This is a genomic window from Planococcus alkaliphilus (assembly GCF_057031095.1).
In genome coordinates this window covers 2,942,099-2,957,236 of sequence record NZ_CM168060.1, presented here as the reverse complement: position 1 = coordinate 2,957,236, position 15,138 = coordinate 2,942,099, and the positions used below count along the sequence as shown (strand labels likewise).

Here is a 15,138-nt window from a genome sequence, read left to right as displayed (position 1 = left end):
GGCCGATATGCCAAAGAAAATTTTTCGAAATGACTGGCAAGAAATTGTGGGAGAAGAATTTGAAAAGCCTTATTATTTAAAGCTGCGTGAGTTCCTTAAAAAGGAATATGAAAATGAGACGGTTTATCCGCCGAAAGAAGACATATGGAATGCTTTTGAGCACACGGCTTACCGAGATGTAAAAGTCGTTATCTTAGGGCAAGATCCTTATCATGGCCCGAACCAAGCGCATGGCCTCAGCTTTTCCGTTCAACCAGGCGTCCCGCACCCGCCTAGTCTCCGTAATATGTTCAAGGAATTGAAAGAAGATATCGGCTGTGAAAAGCCGAAAGACGGGACGCTGACAAAATGGGCAGATCAAGGGGTGATGATGCTGAACACGGTTCTCACAGTACGTGGAGGCGAAGCCAATTCTCATCGCAATCAAGGCTGGGAGATTTTCACGGACGAAGTGATCCGCAAACTATCCGAACGCGAAGAACCTGTAATTTTTGTGCTTTGGGGAAAGCCTGCCCAAAAGAAAAAACAGCTTATCGATTTGGAGCGGCATTCGGTCATCGAATCGGTGCATCCGAGCCCGTTAAGTGCGAGCCGTGGATTTTTTGGCAGCAAGCCCTATTCAAAAGTGAACGAACTGTTACAAGCGCGTGGAGAAAAACCGATAGATTTCTGTTTGGCCTGACGGCTTTTCCCTGTGCGTGATAAAATAGGATGATTAGAAGTGGAGAGGGGGAGTTCAAATGGCGATTGAAGCTGTCCGGATACTAACAGAGATTGAAAAGCATACCGTCCAGGCAAAAAATGCTGAACCGGCAAGAGTCCGTGAATCGGTTGCGGCCATTCGGGCTTTATGCGACTTATTGCTGAACGATGAACCGCTGCCTGAATCCAGCAGACCGAAAGCGATGCCGCTTGCGTCTCCGCAAGTCCAAACCGTCTCATCTATCAACAAGCTCAAAGAAGAAGATGCAAACGGCGATTCATTGTTTGAATTTTAATAGGAAAGTAGAGGACCTGATATGAAGTTTTTCTTAATTGCAGGCGCAGTCAATGCGATGCTGTCTGTTGCACTTGGAGCCTTTGGAGCGCATTTGCTCGAAGGGCGTGTTGCAGATAAATATTTGGACACATGGCAGACAGCCGTACAATATCAAATGTTCCATTCCATCGGCTTGATCGCCATTGCGATCTTAATGAGTTCATCGTTGATCGGCAGCCTGGGTTCATTAAACTGGGCCGGTTATTTGATGCTTGCCGGGATCATCATCTTCTCAGGCAGCCTATACGTCTTAAGCTTGACTGGCATTAGCATTTTAGGTGCTATTACGCCAATCGGCGGTGTGGCTTTTATTGCAGCCTGGATCCTCGTGATTGTAGCAGCTGCGAAAGCATTATAATAGTCGGACGAAAAAAAGCTGCCCGCGGGCAGCTTTTTTTATTGGTTCAGCAAATTTTTCAATTTTTCCGGATTATCCACTTTTAAGGCGATTTGCGAAACTTCTTTCGTGCGGCCATAGAATAGTGTCGCTTTTTGAGGCGTCTTGAAATCGATGACCAGTTGAGGTTCACCGGTTTCGATGTCGTTTGCGATAAATTCCAAGCTGCCTTTTTCAGGTTTTTCGCCCCACCGGATGGACTCGATGGAATCCAGGCGAAAAGTAAGCCGTTTGCTCAACCCAAGAGACAAGTGGACGGAACCGTCTTTGACCGTCAGCGGATTTAAGCGGATAGCCTGGATTTCAGCAAGGAAATAAAATACCGAGTAGATGTTCAGGACGAGCAGAATAATCGAGAGAACCGCCGATTTTTCATGCAGAAACCAATGGATGCCGATCGTTTCAATCACGATTGCGTGGATCAGCATGATATTGAAAGCGATGGCACTGGTGTTTTTATGGAGCGATACGGAATAAGGGTTTTCTGGTGCTTGTTTTTTCCAAGTAAAGAATGCGTAGTACACCATCAAAGCTTCCGAAAGCACAATCGAAACGAGCGGATTGGGTTTAACGACTGCAAATGTCGCAGGGAAAAGAGAGAAAAGCGGGCTTTCTGCCTGGCTTTTAATGGTCCGCAAGATTTTCGGGAAATGATAGAAAAGCAAGAAGATCAATGCAGCTTCTGCCGCTATGGCGATGGCTTCTAATCCGAGCGCTGCATAGACCAGGCCGGAGAATGGTTCAATGTAAGAAGAAGGAATAAGCAGGCGGGCAAGGATCAAGCCCCCGGCGACAAAGCCGATGAATTGCTTGGTTGAAAGCCTGTAAGAAGCGAGCAAAAGAAGCGGTGCCACAAGCGCTAAATCGAGAAGCGAACCGCTGACGACCCGAATTGCTTCTTCTGGAATGATGATAGTGGAAAGAGGGGAACGGTAAAGCAGGAAATTGCTGGTGAGTACGAGTGCGAGTAAAAGTAAAGCCCATTTTGCAAAGTTGGTTTGGCGCATCACAAACATCTAAACACCCCATTTTTCTTTTAGTATAACGCAGTGTTAGTGGACGGTCAGCGCTGTCCTGTGACAGAATTCTGAAAACTTGTATCAGTTAGCGAATTAAGGCATGCGGAAAATATTGCAATCACGCCGGTTTTAATTTTGAGGTGCGAGAAAATTGTTCTGAGGTGCGGAAATATCAATTTGAGGTGCGAAAAAGCAGCATTGGGGTGCGAAAATACCGATCCAGGTGCGTTCACAGCTCAAACACATAAAAAAACCGCCCGAGGGCGGTTTTAAAATTTAAACTTCCAGGAATTTAGCTGTACGTTCAGCATCTAAGCGAGTTCCCACATAGAAAGAACCGAATTCCGCATAGCGCGCGCTGACTTCATCAAAGCGCATTTCGTAGATCAATTTCTTGAATTGGAGAACGTCGTCTGCGAATAACGTAACGCCCCATTCGTAATCGTCAAAGCCGACAGATCCTGAAATGATCTGTTTAACTTTGCCGGCATAGCTGCGGCCGATTTTGCCGTGGGAAAGCATCAATTCTTTGCGTGTGTCCATTGGCAGCATGTACCAGTTGTCGTCGCCTTCGCGGCGTTTATCCATCGGATAGAAGCAGATGTACTGTGAACGTTGAAGTTCAGGATACAAACGCGCACGCACGTGAGGGTTTTGGTATGGATCTTCGTCTGATTTTCCAGCCAAATAGTTGGAAAGTTCAACAACCGATACATACGAATACGCAGGAACGGTATAAGCGATCAATGTCAGCTTATTGTATTCTGTTTCAAGCTCACGCAATTCGTCCATCGTTTCGCGAAGTAGCATCAACATCAAGTCCGCTTTTTGGCCAACGATTGAATACAATGCGTGGGCACCTGTTTTATTTTCATCGGCTTGGTTTACTTTGTCCATAAATGCCTGGAACTCGTCGATCGCGAATTGGCGTTCTTCGTCCGTCAGCATTTTCCATGATACCCAGTCCATCGAACGGAAATCGTGGAGGACGTACCAGCCGTCTAATGTAATTGCAGCTTCATTCATTCTCTAAACACTCCTTTGATCTAAATCTCTCCCATCCAGTTTATCACATCGGCCATTCAAGTTCCTATAAAACAGAAGGCTGTCACCAATTCGTCATTGCTGCACCTGCTTTTCAGCAAGGCAAGAGTCGGGTAGACTGGAGTTAAGCAAATTGCTTTTGAGGAGAATGAATATGAGCTTATTTTCACAACAAACCAATTGGCGTTTCTGGGACCAATCCTTGAGCGCAAAAAAACGTTCGGCGCTGGAATCGTTTGCGGCGGATGATACCTTATGCGAACTGGTCGGCAGCGGGAGAAGTGAGCCGACTGTCCGGACTTGGGTCCATGACGATACGGTAGTGCTTGGCATCCAAGATCACCGTTTGCCGCATGTCGGGGCGGGTATGGAATACTTGGAAGCAAACGGCTACCATCCGATTGTCCGGAATTCCGGCGGTTTGGCCGTGGTTCTCGATGCCGGTGTTTTGAATATTTCACTGGTCGTTTCGGAAAAAGACCATGCCATCGATATTTCGGCTGGCTACGATATGATGCTTGAACTGGTGCAGGCACTGTTTCCGGAAGCGGCGATTGAAGCTTACGAAATCGTCGGCTCGTATTGCCCAGGGTCTTATGACCTCAGCATCGGCGGCAAAAAGTTTGCGGGCATTTCCCAGCGCCGCATCCGAAAAGGCGTCGCCGTGCAAGTCTATCTTTGCGTGGAAGGCTCTGGTGCGGACCGCGCAGAACTGATTCGCGGCTTTTATGAAAAAGGGCTGCAAGGCGAAGACACAAAATTCGATTACCCGGCAATCAAACCGGAAGTGATGGCGTCGCTCAGCGAATTGCTGGATAAAGAAATTACGGTCCAGGAAGTTGTCATAAATTTATACGAATTGATCGGGTCGCCCGCGCCGCGCCCGCTAATGCCTGATGAGACTGAACTTTACGGATTTTATTTGAATCGTGTCGTTGAACGCAACGCGAAAATGCTTCCGGGGCCTCTTGAATGAGGTCCTTTTGCTGGTGTAGAATACCTGTTACGCAGGAAAATTTGGAGGTGGGCTTATGGATTACGCATCGCAAAAATTAGCTGAAGAAAAAGTGTTTAAAGATCCGGTTCACCGATACATACATGTGCGCGACCAAGTAATTTGGGACTTGGTGAGCACGAAGGAATTTCAGCGTCTGCGGCGCATCAAACAGCTTGGCACCTCATATTTAGTCTTCCACGGCGCTGAACATAGCCGTTTTAACCACTCCCTCGGCGTCTACGAAATCGTCCGAAGAATTTCTGACGATATTTTCCACGGCCGCCCCGAATGGGATGAAAGTGAACGGCTTGTCGTTTTATGTGCGGCGCTTCTTCATGATCTTGGACATGGTCCATTTTCACATTCGTTCGAAAAGGTTTTTCAAGTCGACCACGAAGAATTCACTCGTGAAATTTTGCTTGGCGATACTGAAGTCCATCGCGTCCTTAAGAAAGTGGGGGCGGATTTTCCTGCGAAAGTCGCTGAAGTCATTGCCAAAACCTATGGCAATAAACAAGTCGTCTCGCTGATTTCGAGCCAGATTGATGCGGACCGCATGGATTATTTGCAGCGGGATGCGTACTATACGGGAGTTTCCTACGGCCATTTCGATATGGAGCGGATCCTTCGCGTCATGCGTCCGGTGGATGATCAAGTGGTGATCAAATCGAGCGGCATGCATGCTGTTGAAGATTACATCATGAGCCGCTATCAGATGTACTGGCAAGTGTATTTCCACCCGGTTGCCCGAAGCGCCGAAGTGATTTTACGGAAAATCCTCCAACGTGCGAAAGAATTGAGCGAAGGCGGCTATAAATTTGCCCAGCCACCCACGCATTTCCTGTCATTTTTTGACCGCACGTTCACATTGAAGGATTATTTAGCGCTGGATGAAGGCGTCTTGATGACGTATTTCCAATTGTGGATGACGGAACGCGATCCGATTTTAGCGGACTTAAGCGACCGCTTTGTTAATCGGCGCTTGTTCCAATACGTCGACTTCGATCCAGGGAAAGACTACCGGAAGCTTGGGGAACTTGCACAATTGTTCCGAAAAGCCGGAATTGATCCGGATTATTATTTGATTGATGACTCTACGTCCGATTTGCCATATGACTTTTACCGTCCGGGAGAAGAGGAAGAACGCCTTCCGATTCATTTATTGATGCCGTCCGGTGAGATTAAGGAACTGTCCCGCTTGTCCCAAATCGTTGATGCGATATCCGGGAAGCGGCGCACAGACTATAAATTGTATTTTCCAGCTGAGCTATTGATCGATGGCAAGAAAAAAGCCATCAAGCAGCAAATACTGGAAATGTTAAGAGAAGGGGGAATTTAGTTGCTCCAGGAACATGCGAAAATTGTGGATTTTATTGCTGCAGCGGACGGGATTACAGGACGCAAAAAGATGCAGAAGATGATTTACATCTTAAAGAAGATGGGCGTTCCTTTTCAGGAAAAATACGAATTCCATATTTATGGGCCGTATTCAGAAGAGTTGACGGCCCGCGTAGAAGAACTTTGCGATATGGGGTTTTTGTCGGAGGAATTGGAAGACAAAGGTTCTTACGTCCAATATAAATACAGCGTCACAAAAGAAGGCGGAGATTTCCGGAATACCTTGAAAGAATCGGTGCTGGAAGATTCGGCTTATGCCGCAAAGCTTAATGAAAAGAGCGGCCGCTTTTTGGAATTGACCGCGACGCTTTTGTACTTTGACCAGCTGGAACGAAGCGAACAAATCGAAAAACTCCATGTTGTTAAAGGGAAGCTAAACTTTACAGAGGAAGAAATCGAAGAGGCGTTTGCTTTTATAGAAGAATTGAGTGCATTAAAAAAACTCCCGTAACGGGAGTTTTTTTATCCAAATGAATGGGTTTTTTATTGTCTATACTCCAGCGCCCAGCCCCTCGAGTCGCTTCAGCCTTTCCAGCAATGGCAAAGAACGCCATTACCGGCAAGGCTTCCAGCGCTTGTCGGAGGCCCGCAGGATGCGGGTCAGCTAACCGTTGCGACAGGAAGTCGCGCATTTAGGTTAGCTTCAGTTAGTGAACGCTTCCACTTTTCTAAATATCAGAAAATAATTTTCCTTTAACGCCGTAATCGGTTTTCTTCATGTCTTCGATGAAGACGACTACGTTTTCGACTGGAGCGCCAGTCGTTTCAGAGACAGCTTCAGTTACTTTTTCGACGAGTGCGCGCTTTTGGTCTTCTGTGCGGCCTTCGAGCATTTTCACAGTTACGTATGGCATAATGGACACAGCTCCTTTTTTAGGGATATTCTTATCATATCAGAACGGAGGGAATGTACACATGGCAAACGAAGAAAAACCAAAACAAAAAGTAGGATTTACCATTATAAAGAACGACCCGACGGATGGCCATAAAGGCTATGGCATCGGCTCCTTGTCACTCGAAAACGTGTCACCGCTGTTCATCGACATCGAAGAGCAGGAGGCATTTATTGATATCGGTGCTATGCACGCCCGCAGCCAAGTCGAACGCGGCATCAAGTTTACGGTCAACCGCGAAGACTCGGAAGGCGGAAAACCTTACTGGCTTGTGTGGATCACGATCGACTTCAATCCGGAAGGCCCTTATTACGCTGGCGTGACGGCTTGTGAAATGGTTGTGAACCGGGAAAAACGCCGAGGCTATAAGATATTAGCCGATCATGTGAACCTCATGGATAAATCGATGAAACGCAAGATTATCGTCGAGCAGATGGACGAAAGTTCGAAAAAAGTCTTGGCTGAATACTTGAGAAGCCACAATCCCGAAATGTGGGAGCGCAGCGAAGATCAGTTGAAACAAGATTTAAACGCATAAAAGCTAAAAATATTTGTACGATTTGTGACATTTGCAATTGCTTCCAACAGGCGGTTGAAGTTGTTTAAAAAAGGCAGTACACTATAACTACAGCTTTTAAATAGAAAGCTAGGACACCTGATTGCGGACAAGTGACGTGAGCCATTGCGAGAAAACCCAAGCCCAATGCCTCATGTCTCTTTCTTCGCGCCGTCAGGCATAAAAAGGTTTTCTGTACAGGGAAAAGTTCTCTGCGCAGAAAACCTTTTTATTTTGGGGATAATTGGATGGGATTCGGGTAAAGAAGACTGTGCAAATAATGATTGCACTTTCGTTGAAAAGATTTATACTTTTTTAAGTAGATTTTAATCTGAAAGTTAAAGGAGTTTGATTATAAATGGCAGGATTCTGGTATACAGAAAAACAGACCGAGAATTTCGGGATCACAATGAAAATCAACAAGACGCTTCATACGGAGCAAACGGATTTCCAATATTTAGAAATGGCTGAAACGGCGGAATGGGGAAATATGCTTTTCCTCGACGGCATGGTCATGACTTCTGAAAAAGATGAATTCGTCTACCATGAAATGGTGGCACATGTTCCATTGTTCACGCACCCGAACCCGGAGAACGTGTTGGTTGTAGGCGGCGGAGACGGCGGCGTTATCCGTGAAGTGCTGAAACACCCTTCTGTTAAAAAAGCGACGCTTGTCGACATTGACGGAAAAGTGATCGAGTACTCGAAAAAATTCCTGCCATCTATTGCGTCAGGCCTTGAAGATTCACGTGTAGACGTCATCGTTGGCGATGGCTTCATGCACATTGCGGAATCTGAAAATAAATACGATGTGATCATGGTGGATTCGACGGAACCGGTCGGCCCAGCTGTGAATTTATTCACAAAAGGCTTTTACGCTGGCATTTCACGCGCATTGAAAGAAGACGGCATTTTCGTCGCCCAATCAGACAACCCGTGGTTCAAAGCGGATTTGATCACGCAAGTCCAAAAAGACGTGAAGGAAATCTTCCCGATCACGAAATTGTACTTGGCGAACATCCCGACGTACCCATCAGGCCTTTGGGCGTTTACAATCGGTTCGAAGAAATACGATCCGACAGCTGTTCCAGCTGAACGCTTCCATGACATCGAAACTAAGTATTACACGAAAGAATTGCATAACGCGGCATTCGTCTTGCCGAAATTCGTGAAAGATATGGCAGGCGAATAAGATGCGCTTCGACGAGACGTATTCTGGAAAAGTATTTATCAAAAGCCATCCGAATTATGAAGAATCGAAAGCGGTCCTTTACGGAATGCCGATGGACTGGACAGTCAGCTACCGTCCCGGTTCCCGGTTTGGCCCGAACAAAATCCGTGAAGTGTCGATCGGCCTGGAAGAGTATAGCCCTTACCTGGACCGTGAACTGGATGACGTGAAATTTTTCGATGCCGGCGATATCCCATTGCCATTCGGCAACCCGGAAAAATCGCTGCTTGAAATCGAAACGTATATCCATACCTTATTGGCTGACAATAAAATCCCAATCGGCATGGGCGGCGAACATCTAGTATCGCTTCCGGTGATGAAAGCAGTGGCCAGCAAATACGATGATTTAGCGATCATCCATTTTGATGCGCACACCGATCTTCGCGAAAACTACGAAGGCGAAGAATATTCGCATTCGACGCCGATCCGCAAAATCGCAGATCATATCGGACCGAAAAACGTTTATTCGTTCGGCATCCGGTCAGGCATGAAAGAAGAATTCCAGTGGGCAAAAGAAAACGGCATGCACATTTCCATGTTCGAAGTATTGGAACCATTAAAAGAAGTGTTGCCGACACTTTCCGGACGCCCAGTTTATGTGACAATTGACATCGACGTCCTGGACCCGGCGCATGCACCGGGTACTGGAACCGTTGACGCAGGCGGCATCACTTCCCGCGAACTGCTCGCATCGATCCACGCCATCGCCGCTTCAGGCGTCAATGTCGTCGGTTTCGATTTGGTGGAAGTGTCTCCGGTTTACGACCACTCCGACCAAACAGCCAACACCGCCAGCAAATTGCTGCGCGAAATGATTTTAGGCTGGGTGAAATAAAGAAAAGCGGAAACGGCCCGTTAGCCTCGAAAGGCATAAGACGAATCAGCGAAGCGGCGTTCTTTGCCGCACAGCTGGTTTGGCTTATGACCCGAGGGGCTGGCCGTTGGAGTCTGGACAATAAGAAAAGCGTAGCCGCCTCGACAGCCGCGACAAGCGCTGGAAGTCAGAGCGGGAATGGCGTTCTTCAGCCATTGCTGATATGACTGAAGCGACCTCGAGCGGCTAGGCGGCGAAGCTGGACAATAAGAAAAGCGGAAACGGCCGTGTAGCCGTGACAAGCTTAAGGCGGATTGCCGAAGCGGCGCTTTTTGCCGCACAGGCGAGACGACTTAAGACCTCGAGGGGCTGGCCGTTGGAGCTAGACAATAAGAAAAGCGGAAACGGCCGTGTAGCCGTGACAAGCTTAAGACGGATTGCCGAAGCGGCGCTTTTTGCCGCACAGGCGAGACGACTTAAGACCTCGAGGGGCTGGCCGTTGGAGCTAGACAATAAGAAAAGTGGAAACGGCCTGGAAATCTCCAGGCCGTTTTTTATTTCGGCAACTTTTCGGACGGCGGAATGCAGATTCTTGGTGAATGATCATAAAATGGCGAAAGTCGCTCATAAAAACACAAAACTCGCTCGTAAGACCTGCAAAATAGAATCTTTCAAAAAGAAACGGTAAGATGAGAGAGAAAATATTGAAAGAGGTGCTGACGATGGAATTATATAAGTGGACTGGACCGCGCGACCAGGGGGTATCGATCCTTGCGTCCTCGCCGAATTCGCGATTGATTTATTTGGTGGACGGCGAAGAGGCAACGGTATTGTTTGAAGCGGAAGATGGCACATCGGCGCAAGGGTTTGAAGCATTTCAGATCTTGAACGCAGTCGGTGATATCAATGACGGCTTTTATGCGGTCTTCAACAACATTCCGGTAACTGAGGAAGGACGCGAGCTGTTTGAAGCGCGCTTTCAAAATCGCGCCGGCAAAGTGGAAGAAGAGCCGGGGTTTGCGGCGATCCGGGTACTTCGACCGCTAAATTCGGATACGTATATCATTTTGACTTTGTGGAAAGATGAAGAATCGTTTACAAACTGGCAGCAGTCCCAAGCCTATAGCCATGCCCACGCGAAACGCGGCACAGCAGAAGGCATTGATAAGCGCCCGAATGTTTTTCCGCGCCCTTCTTTCGTTAAAACGTATACGCGATAAATGGCTCCAAGTGGCGCGCAGCATGGCTGTGCGCCATTTTTTTATGCGGTGCCGCGAGCTATCCCAAACTTAATTGAAAAACCAGTGCAAAACAGGCTATAATATAAAGGTTATCAATCGACAGGAAGGCGGAAGCATTTTGAAGAAATTCGTGAAAATCAAACTGATAACTAAAATCCGCCAACCGGATGTTGAAGAGCAAGTGTTGGAAATGCGGTCGGAAGGCACAATGACGGTTAAAAATAACCGGCTTTATTTGCAATATGAAGAGCAGCTTGAAGAGCTCAGCATCCGAACCACAGTGAAGATCAGCGATGATGAAGCAGTAATCATGAGAAGCGGAGGCTTGCAGATGCGCCTGCCGTTTTTATTACATAAAGAGCAAACGGGGAATTTAACGAACGAACAGGGGTCTTTTATGCTGACGACGAAAGCGCACGAATTGTCAGCAAGCGATACGCGTTTCAAAGTTCGATACGATCTGGCAATGGGCTCGTCCCATGTCGGGGAATACGAAATGGAAATACAATTTACGGAGGGTAAATCATGAATGCAGTAGAAAAAGTTCAACAGGCCATCAAATTGGCCATCAGTGAAGCGGTTCAAAAAGCCGAATTAACAACCGAACCAATGGAAATCCATTTAGAATCTCCAAAAGACAAAGCGAATGGTGATTATGCAACGAATATCGCCATGCAATTGACGCGCATCGCTAAAAAAGCACCGCGTGCGATTGCGGAAGCGATTGTGGAAAACCTGGATAAAGAATCAGCGAATATTGAAAAAGTGGAAATTGCAGGACCCGGCTTTATCAATATCACGATTAAGAAAGACTATTTACTGGATGTCGTCAAAACCGTATTGGAGCAGAAGGAAGATTACGGCCGCACCAATTCCGGCGCAGGCGAACGCATTCAAGTCGAGTTCGTTTCAGCAAACCCGACTGGCGACTTGCATCTTGGCCATGCCCGCGGTTCATCTGTCGGCGATTCGCTTTGCAATGTACTGGACCTTGCAGGCTATGACGTTTCACGTGAATATTACATCAACGATGCCGGAAACCAAATCAACAATTTGGCGCTTTCGATCGAAGCCCGTTATTTTGAGGCATTAGGAAAAGGCGACAGCATGCCGGAAGACGGCTATCGCGGACAAGACATCAAAGATATCGCGGAAGATCTTGTAAAAGAACACGGCGATAAATTTGTTGCGATGACGCACGAAGAGCGTTTTGAAGCTTTCCGCAAACACGGCTTGAAAGTGGAATTGGCGAAGCTTCAGAAAGACCTTGCGGATTTCCGCGTGGAATTCGATGTGTGGTATCCGGAATCATCCCTTTATGAAAATGGCAAAATCGATAAAGCATTAGCAAAACTTCGCGAAAATGGCCATGTCTATGAAGAAGACGGTGCTACATGGTTCCGTTCAACGGCATTCGGAGACGATAAAGACCGCGTATTGATCAAGAACGACGGATCTTACACGTATTTGACTCCAGATATCGCTTACCATGAAGATAAATTGCAGCGTGGATTTGATAAATTGATCAATATTTGGGGCGCTGACCACCATGGCTATATTCCGCGTATGAAAGCGGCAATCGAAGCGCTTGGCTACGACCGCGACACGTTGGAAGTGAACATCGTGCAGATGGTCCAGCTTTACAAAGACGGCGAGAAGATGAAGATGAGCAAACGTACCGGCAAAGCGGTAACTATGCGTGAATTGGTTGAGCTGGTCGGCTTAGACGCAGTCCGTTACTTCTTCGCGATGCGCTCAGGCGATTCGCATATGGACTTCGATTTGGATTTGGCCGTTTCCCAGTCCAACGAAAATCCGGTTTACTATTCGCAATATGCACATGCCCGCATCTGTTCGATTGTGCGCCAGGCAGAAGAGCAAGGTTTCACAGCTTCAACTGACCATCTGGAATTATTGTCATCAGAAAAAGAAGTGGATGTCTTGAAGAAAATCGGCGATTTCCCGAAAGTGGTTGCCGATGCCGCAAAGCTGCGTGCACCGCACCGCATCACGACGTACATCCAAGATCTTGCTTCGAACTTCCACAGCTTCTATAATGCCAATAAAGTATTGGATGTGACGAATGAAGATTTGACGCGTGCACGTCTGGCATTAATTACAGCAGTTAGAACGACGATTGCGAATGCGTTAAAAGTGATCGGCGTTTCTGCACCGGATAAAATGTAAACTTTCTGTTTTTAAACTGAATATGTATAATGAAAATGAATCAATTGAATAGTTGAAATCATAAAGGTGCCTATGTGTAACAGCATAAGTTAAAAGGGAAGCCGGTTCGAATCCGGCGCGGTCCCGCCACTGTAAGTGTGAGCAATCTGTTGATGCCACTGGAGCAAGACTCCGGGAAGGAACAGAAAGCGCCGAGCACGAGCCAGGAGACCTGCCTTTATGAAACGCCCCATAAGCCTGCGAGGACCGGCTGGATGCATAGTTTTATTATGCCGTCCTTTCATCCCTCCGCAGTTTTATGCGGAGGGATTTTTTATTTCGAACGCAATAATACCAACAAGAGAAAAGGGGATACAGCAATGAAGAAGTTTTGGAAGTTTGGAATGAGTGCGGGTATGGCGGCTTTGCTGCTGGCAGGCTGCGGGGAAGAGGCGGCACCGGCAGAAGAACAGGACATAGAAACACCGGCAGAACCGCCCAAAGAGGTGGTAGAAGTTGAATTCCCGGTGACTTTGACGGATGCTGTCGGCGAAGAAGTGGTGATTGAAGAAGAGCCGGATGCGATTGTCTCGATGGTGCCTTCTAATACGGAAATCGCTTATGAACTGGGATTGAGTGAAAAAATGGTCGGGGTTTCCGATTTTGATAATTATCCGGAAGAAGCGGCAAGCGTTGAGAAAATTGGCGGACAGGAATTCAATGTGGAAAAAATCATCAGCCTGCAGCCCGATATCGTATTAGCGCATGAATCGAATTTAGGAATCGGAGACGCGGGGTTGCAGCAGCTTCGAGATGCTGGCCTAGATGTATTTGTAGTTGAAGAAGCGGCCACTTTCGATGAAGTTTTTGAAACGATGACCATCATCGGCCAAGCGACCGGCACCATGGAAGAAGCGGATGCGCAAATTTCAGAGATGGAAGCGCAATTGGACGAAATCGAAGAAATGTCTGCAGAAGTAAAAGAACCGAAAAAAGTATTTGTCGAAGTGGGAAGTACGCCGGAAATCTATACGACCGGAACGGACACGTTCATAGACGAAATGCTGTCAACGATCAATGCTGAAAACATCGCCGGCGATCAGGAAGGATGGGTCAGCATGGATCCGGAAGCGATCGTCAGCAGCAATCCGGACGTAATTGTTACTACTGAAGGAGCATACGTACCAAATGCGGTCGAGCTCATCATGGGACGCAATGGTTTTGCTGAAATCACGGCAGTACAAGACGAGGCGGTTTATAACCTCGACTCGGACAAATTGACACGCCAAGGCCCACGAGTGATAGAAGGATTGCTGGAGCTTGCACGAGCAGTATATCCAGAGGTATACGGTGAATAAAAACCTGATCGCCTACACGATATCCCTCATTTTATTGGCGGGAGCTGTAGTGTTGGGTGTAACGGTCGGCACGGTAACGATTTCGCCGCGGGTGCTATGGAATCCATCTTCGGATGAAACAGCAGCTAATATCCTTTGGAATATTCGGATGCCGCGTGTGGTTTTGGCAGGCCTTGTCGGAGCGGCGCTGGCCATTGCGGGGGCAGCTTTTCAAGGGCTGTTGAAAAATCCATTGGCCGATCCTTACACGTTAGGAGTGTCTTCCGGCGCCTCAGTAGGTGCCGTAACGACGCTCTTTTTCGGCATTACCATTCCTTTTTTAGGAATTTTCACCTTACCGGTCATCAGTATGGCGGGCGCGCTGGCCACGATGTTGGCTGTCATGGCATTTGCCAAATTAGTGGACCGTTCGATGAAGATGGAAACGGTGATTTTGACTGGAATCATTTTCAGCTCTTTTCTCGGCTCGGTCATTTCTCTGATGATTGCTTTGACGGGGGAAGAGCTGCGCCAGATTATCGGCTGGCTTCTTGGTTCAGTTTCCATGCGCGGTTGGCCTTATGTGCAGATGGCGCTGCCGTTTCTCTTAATCGGATCGTTTCTGTTATGGCTGAACCGCAGAGAGTTGAACGCCATGCTATTTGGGGAAGAACGGGCACAGCATCTCGGCGTCAATATCAAAAGGAGCAAAATGATGATTTTGGTCAGCGGTTCGGTTCTGACTGGTGCAGCCGTTGCCGTTTCCGGAACGATTGGATTTGTCGGGCTCGTGGTTCCGCATATGGTTCGCTTGCTGTGGGGATCGGACCATCGCCATGTGCTGCCGCTGTCCTTTATCAACGGAGCCGCATTGCTGATCGTCTGTGACTTAGTTTCACGTACGATCATTTCGCCGACGGAACTTCCGATTGGCGTGATCACAGCCTTTATCGGTGCACCGGTCTTTGCTTTTATCTTTTTCCGCCAACGCAAAGGAGTGGCATAA

The 15,138-nt window shown here is 47.5% G+C and carries 18 protein-coding genes and 1 riboswitch; of the genes, 15 read left to right on the top strand and 3 right to left on the bottom strand.

Going from position 1 to position 15,138, the window contains the following annotated elements; all coding sequences use genetic code 11:
- Positions 1-7 precede the first annotated feature (7 nt).
- The 3 genes from AC2EXB_RS15430 to AC2EXB_RS15420 are packed head-to-tail and all read left to right on the top strand — an operon-like array spanning position 8 to position 1,397.
- The gene (locus tag AC2EXB_RS15430; protein ID WP_483602236.1) at positions 8-682 is read left to right on the top strand and encodes a uracil-DNA glycosylase; all 675 of its coding nucleotides are present in this window, start codon (positions 8-10) and stop codon (positions 680-682) included.
- A gap of 58 nt (positions 683-740) precedes the next feature.
- Positions 741-998 (top strand): YwdI family protein, encoded by a 258-nt coding sequence (locus AC2EXB_RS15425; RefSeq protein ID WP_235197128.1) that lies wholly within the window; start codon positions 741-743, stop codon positions 996-998.
- A 21-nt stretch (positions 999-1,019) separates the two neighbouring features.
- Positions 1,020-1,397: a DUF423 domain-containing protein gene (locus AC2EXB_RS15420; RefSeq protein WP_483602235.1), complete on the top strand. Its 378-nt coding sequence runs from the start codon at positions 1,020-1,022 to the stop codon at positions 1,395-1,397.
- A gap of 38 nt (positions 1,398-1,435) precedes the next feature.
- Here the strand turns inward: AC2EXB_RS15420 and AC2EXB_RS15415 are convergent, their stop codons facing one another.
- Positions 1,436-2,452, bottom strand: a complete 1,017-nt coding sequence (locus tag AC2EXB_RS15415) for a beta-carotene 15,15'-monooxygenase (protein ID WP_483602234.1) — start codon at positions 2,450-2,452, stop codon at positions 1,436-1,438.
- A 279-nt stretch (positions 2,453-2,731) separates the two neighbouring features.
- Positions 2,732-3,481, bottom strand: coding sequence for a hydrogen peroxide-dependent heme synthase (gene hemQ, locus AC2EXB_RS15410; protein WP_483602233.1), 750 nt, complete (start codon positions 3,479-3,481; stop codon positions 2,732-2,734).
- A gap of 172 nt (positions 3,482-3,653) precedes the next feature.
- Here hemQ and lipL point away from each other — a divergent pair, with 172 nt between their 5' ends.
- The 3 genes from lipL to AC2EXB_RS15395 are packed head-to-tail and all read left to right on the top strand — an operon-like array spanning position 3,654 to position 6,345.
- Positions 3,654-4,475, top strand: a complete 822-nt coding sequence (gene lipL, locus AC2EXB_RS15405; protein ID WP_483602232.1) for an octanoyl-[GcvH]:protein N-octanoyltransferase — start codon at positions 3,654-3,656, stop codon at positions 4,473-4,475.
- A gap of 55 nt (positions 4,476-4,530) precedes the next feature.
- Positions 4,531-5,835 carry an HD domain-containing protein gene (locus AC2EXB_RS15400; protein WP_235197123.1) on the top strand — a complete coding sequence of 435 codons (1,305 nt, stop codon included), beginning with the start codon at positions 4,531-4,533 and terminating at the stop codon, positions 5,833-5,835.
- A complete protein-coding gene (locus AC2EXB_RS15395) occupies positions 5,836-6,345 on the top strand; it encodes a YwgA family protein (RefSeq protein WP_235197122.1) in 510 nt (169 codons plus the stop codon).
- Between the two features lie 217 nt (positions 6,346-6,562).
- Here the strand turns inward: AC2EXB_RS15395 and AC2EXB_RS15390 are convergent, their stop codons facing one another.
- Positions 6,563-6,748 carry a 2-hydroxymuconate tautomerase gene (locus AC2EXB_RS15390; protein WP_052650641.1) on the bottom strand — a complete coding sequence of 62 codons (186 nt, stop codon included), beginning with the start codon at positions 6,746-6,748 and terminating at the stop codon, positions 6,563-6,565.
- A 61-nt stretch (positions 6,749-6,809) separates the two neighbouring features.
- On the opposite strand from AC2EXB_RS15390, the gene AC2EXB_RS15385 reads away from it, so the two are divergent.
- The 9 genes from AC2EXB_RS15385 (at position 6,810) to AC2EXB_RS15345 (ending at position 15,138) form a co-directional block, all read left to right on the top strand.
- Positions 6,810-7,325, top strand: coding sequence for a YwhD family protein (locus tag AC2EXB_RS15385; protein ID WP_483602231.1), 516 nt, complete (start codon positions 6,810-6,812; stop codon positions 7,323-7,325).
- 376 nt (positions 7,326-7,701) lie between these two features.
- Positions 7,702-8,535: a spermidine synthase gene (gene speE / locus AC2EXB_RS15380; RefSeq protein WP_235197119.1), complete on the top strand. Its 834-nt coding sequence runs from the start codon at positions 7,702-7,704 to the stop codon at positions 8,533-8,535.
- Between the two features lies 1 nt (position 8,536).
- Positions 8,537-9,409: an agmatinase gene (speB, locus tag AC2EXB_RS15375; protein WP_483602230.1), complete on the top strand. Its 873-nt coding sequence runs from the start codon at positions 8,537-8,539 to the stop codon at positions 9,407-9,409.
- A 355-nt stretch (positions 9,410-9,764) separates the two neighbouring features.
- Entirely contained in the window at positions 9,765-10,076 is a 312-nt protein-coding gene (locus AC2EXB_RS15370; protein WP_483602229.1) for a hypothetical protein, read from the top strand.
- A gap of 34 nt (positions 10,077-10,110) precedes the next feature.
- Positions 10,111-10,608 carry an antibiotic biosynthesis monooxygenase family protein gene (locus AC2EXB_RS15365; protein WP_235197117.1) on the top strand — a complete coding sequence of 166 codons (498 nt, stop codon included), beginning with the start codon at positions 10,111-10,113 and terminating at the stop codon, positions 10,606-10,608.
- Between the two features lie 139 nt (positions 10,609-10,747).
- Entirely contained in the window at positions 10,748-11,158 is a 411-nt protein-coding gene (locus tag AC2EXB_RS15360; RefSeq protein WP_483602228.1) for a YwiB family protein, read from the top strand.
- Positions 11,155-12,816, top strand: coding sequence for an arginine--tRNA ligase (gene argS, locus AC2EXB_RS15355; protein ID WP_483602227.1), 1,662 nt, complete (start codon positions 11,155-11,157; stop codon positions 12,814-12,816). Before AC2EXB_RS15360 ends, argS begins: the two co-directional genes overlap by 4 nt.
- A 47-nt stretch (positions 12,817-12,863) precedes the next feature.
- Positions 12,864-13,049, top strand: a riboswitch (cobalamin riboswitch).
- A 126-nt stretch (positions 13,050-13,175) separates the two neighbouring features.
- Entirely contained in the window at positions 13,176-14,153 is a 978-nt protein-coding gene (locus AC2EXB_RS15350; protein WP_483602226.1) for an ABC transporter substrate-binding protein, read from the top strand.
- Positions 14,154-14,160: 7 nt separating this feature from the next.
- Entirely contained in the window at positions 14,161-15,138 is a 978-nt protein-coding gene (locus AC2EXB_RS15345; protein ID WP_425023880.1) for a FecCD family ABC transporter permease, read from the top strand.

Coding starts and splice junctions, on each gene's coding strand:
- AC2EXB_RS15430 (WP_483602236.1), top strand. CDS start 8: ATGCCAAAGAAAATTTTTCGAAATGACTGGCAAGAAATTGTGGGAGAA.
- AC2EXB_RS15425 (WP_235197128.1), top strand. CDS start 741: ATGGCGATTGAAGCTGTCCGGATACTAACAGAGATTGAAAAGCATACC.
- AC2EXB_RS15420 (WP_483602235.1), top strand. CDS start 1,020: ATGAAGTTTTTCTTAATTGCAGGCGCAGTCAATGCGATGCTGTCTGTT.
- AC2EXB_RS15415 (WP_483602234.1), bottom strand. CDS start 2,452: ATGTTTGTGATGCGCCAAACCAACTTTGCAAAATGGGCTTTACTTTTA.
- hemQ (WP_483602233.1), bottom strand. CDS start 3,481: ATGAATGAAGCTGCAATTACATTAGACGGCTGGTACGTCCTCCACGAT.
- lipL (WP_483602232.1), top strand. CDS start 3,654: ATGAGCTTATTTTCACAACAAACCAATTGGCGTTTCTGGGACCAATCC.
- AC2EXB_RS15400 (WP_235197123.1), top strand. CDS start 4,531: ATGGATTACGCATCGCAAAAATTAGCTGAAGAAAAAGTGTTTAAAGAT.
- AC2EXB_RS15390 (WP_052650641.1), bottom strand. CDS start 6,748: ATGCCATACGTAACTGTGAAAATGCTCGAAGGCCGCACAGAAGACCAA.
- AC2EXB_RS15385 (WP_483602231.1), top strand. CDS start 6,810: ATGGCAAACGAAGAAAAACCAAAACAAAAAGTAGGATTTACCATTATA.
- speE (WP_235197119.1), top strand. CDS start 7,702: ATGGCAGGATTCTGGTATACAGAAAAACAGACCGAGAATTTCGGGATC.
- speB (WP_483602230.1), top strand. CDS start 8,537: ATGCGCTTCGACGAGACGTATTCTGGAAAAGTATTTATCAAAAGCCAT.
- AC2EXB_RS15365 (WP_235197117.1), top strand. CDS start 10,111: ATGGAATTATATAAGTGGACTGGACCGCGCGACCAGGGGGTATCGATC.
- argS (WP_483602227.1), top strand. CDS start 11,155: ATGAATGCAGTAGAAAAAGTTCAACAGGCCATCAAATTGGCCATCAGT.
- AC2EXB_RS15350 (WP_483602226.1), top strand. CDS start 13,176: ATGAAGAAGTTTTGGAAGTTTGGAATGAGTGCGGGTATGGCGGCTTTG.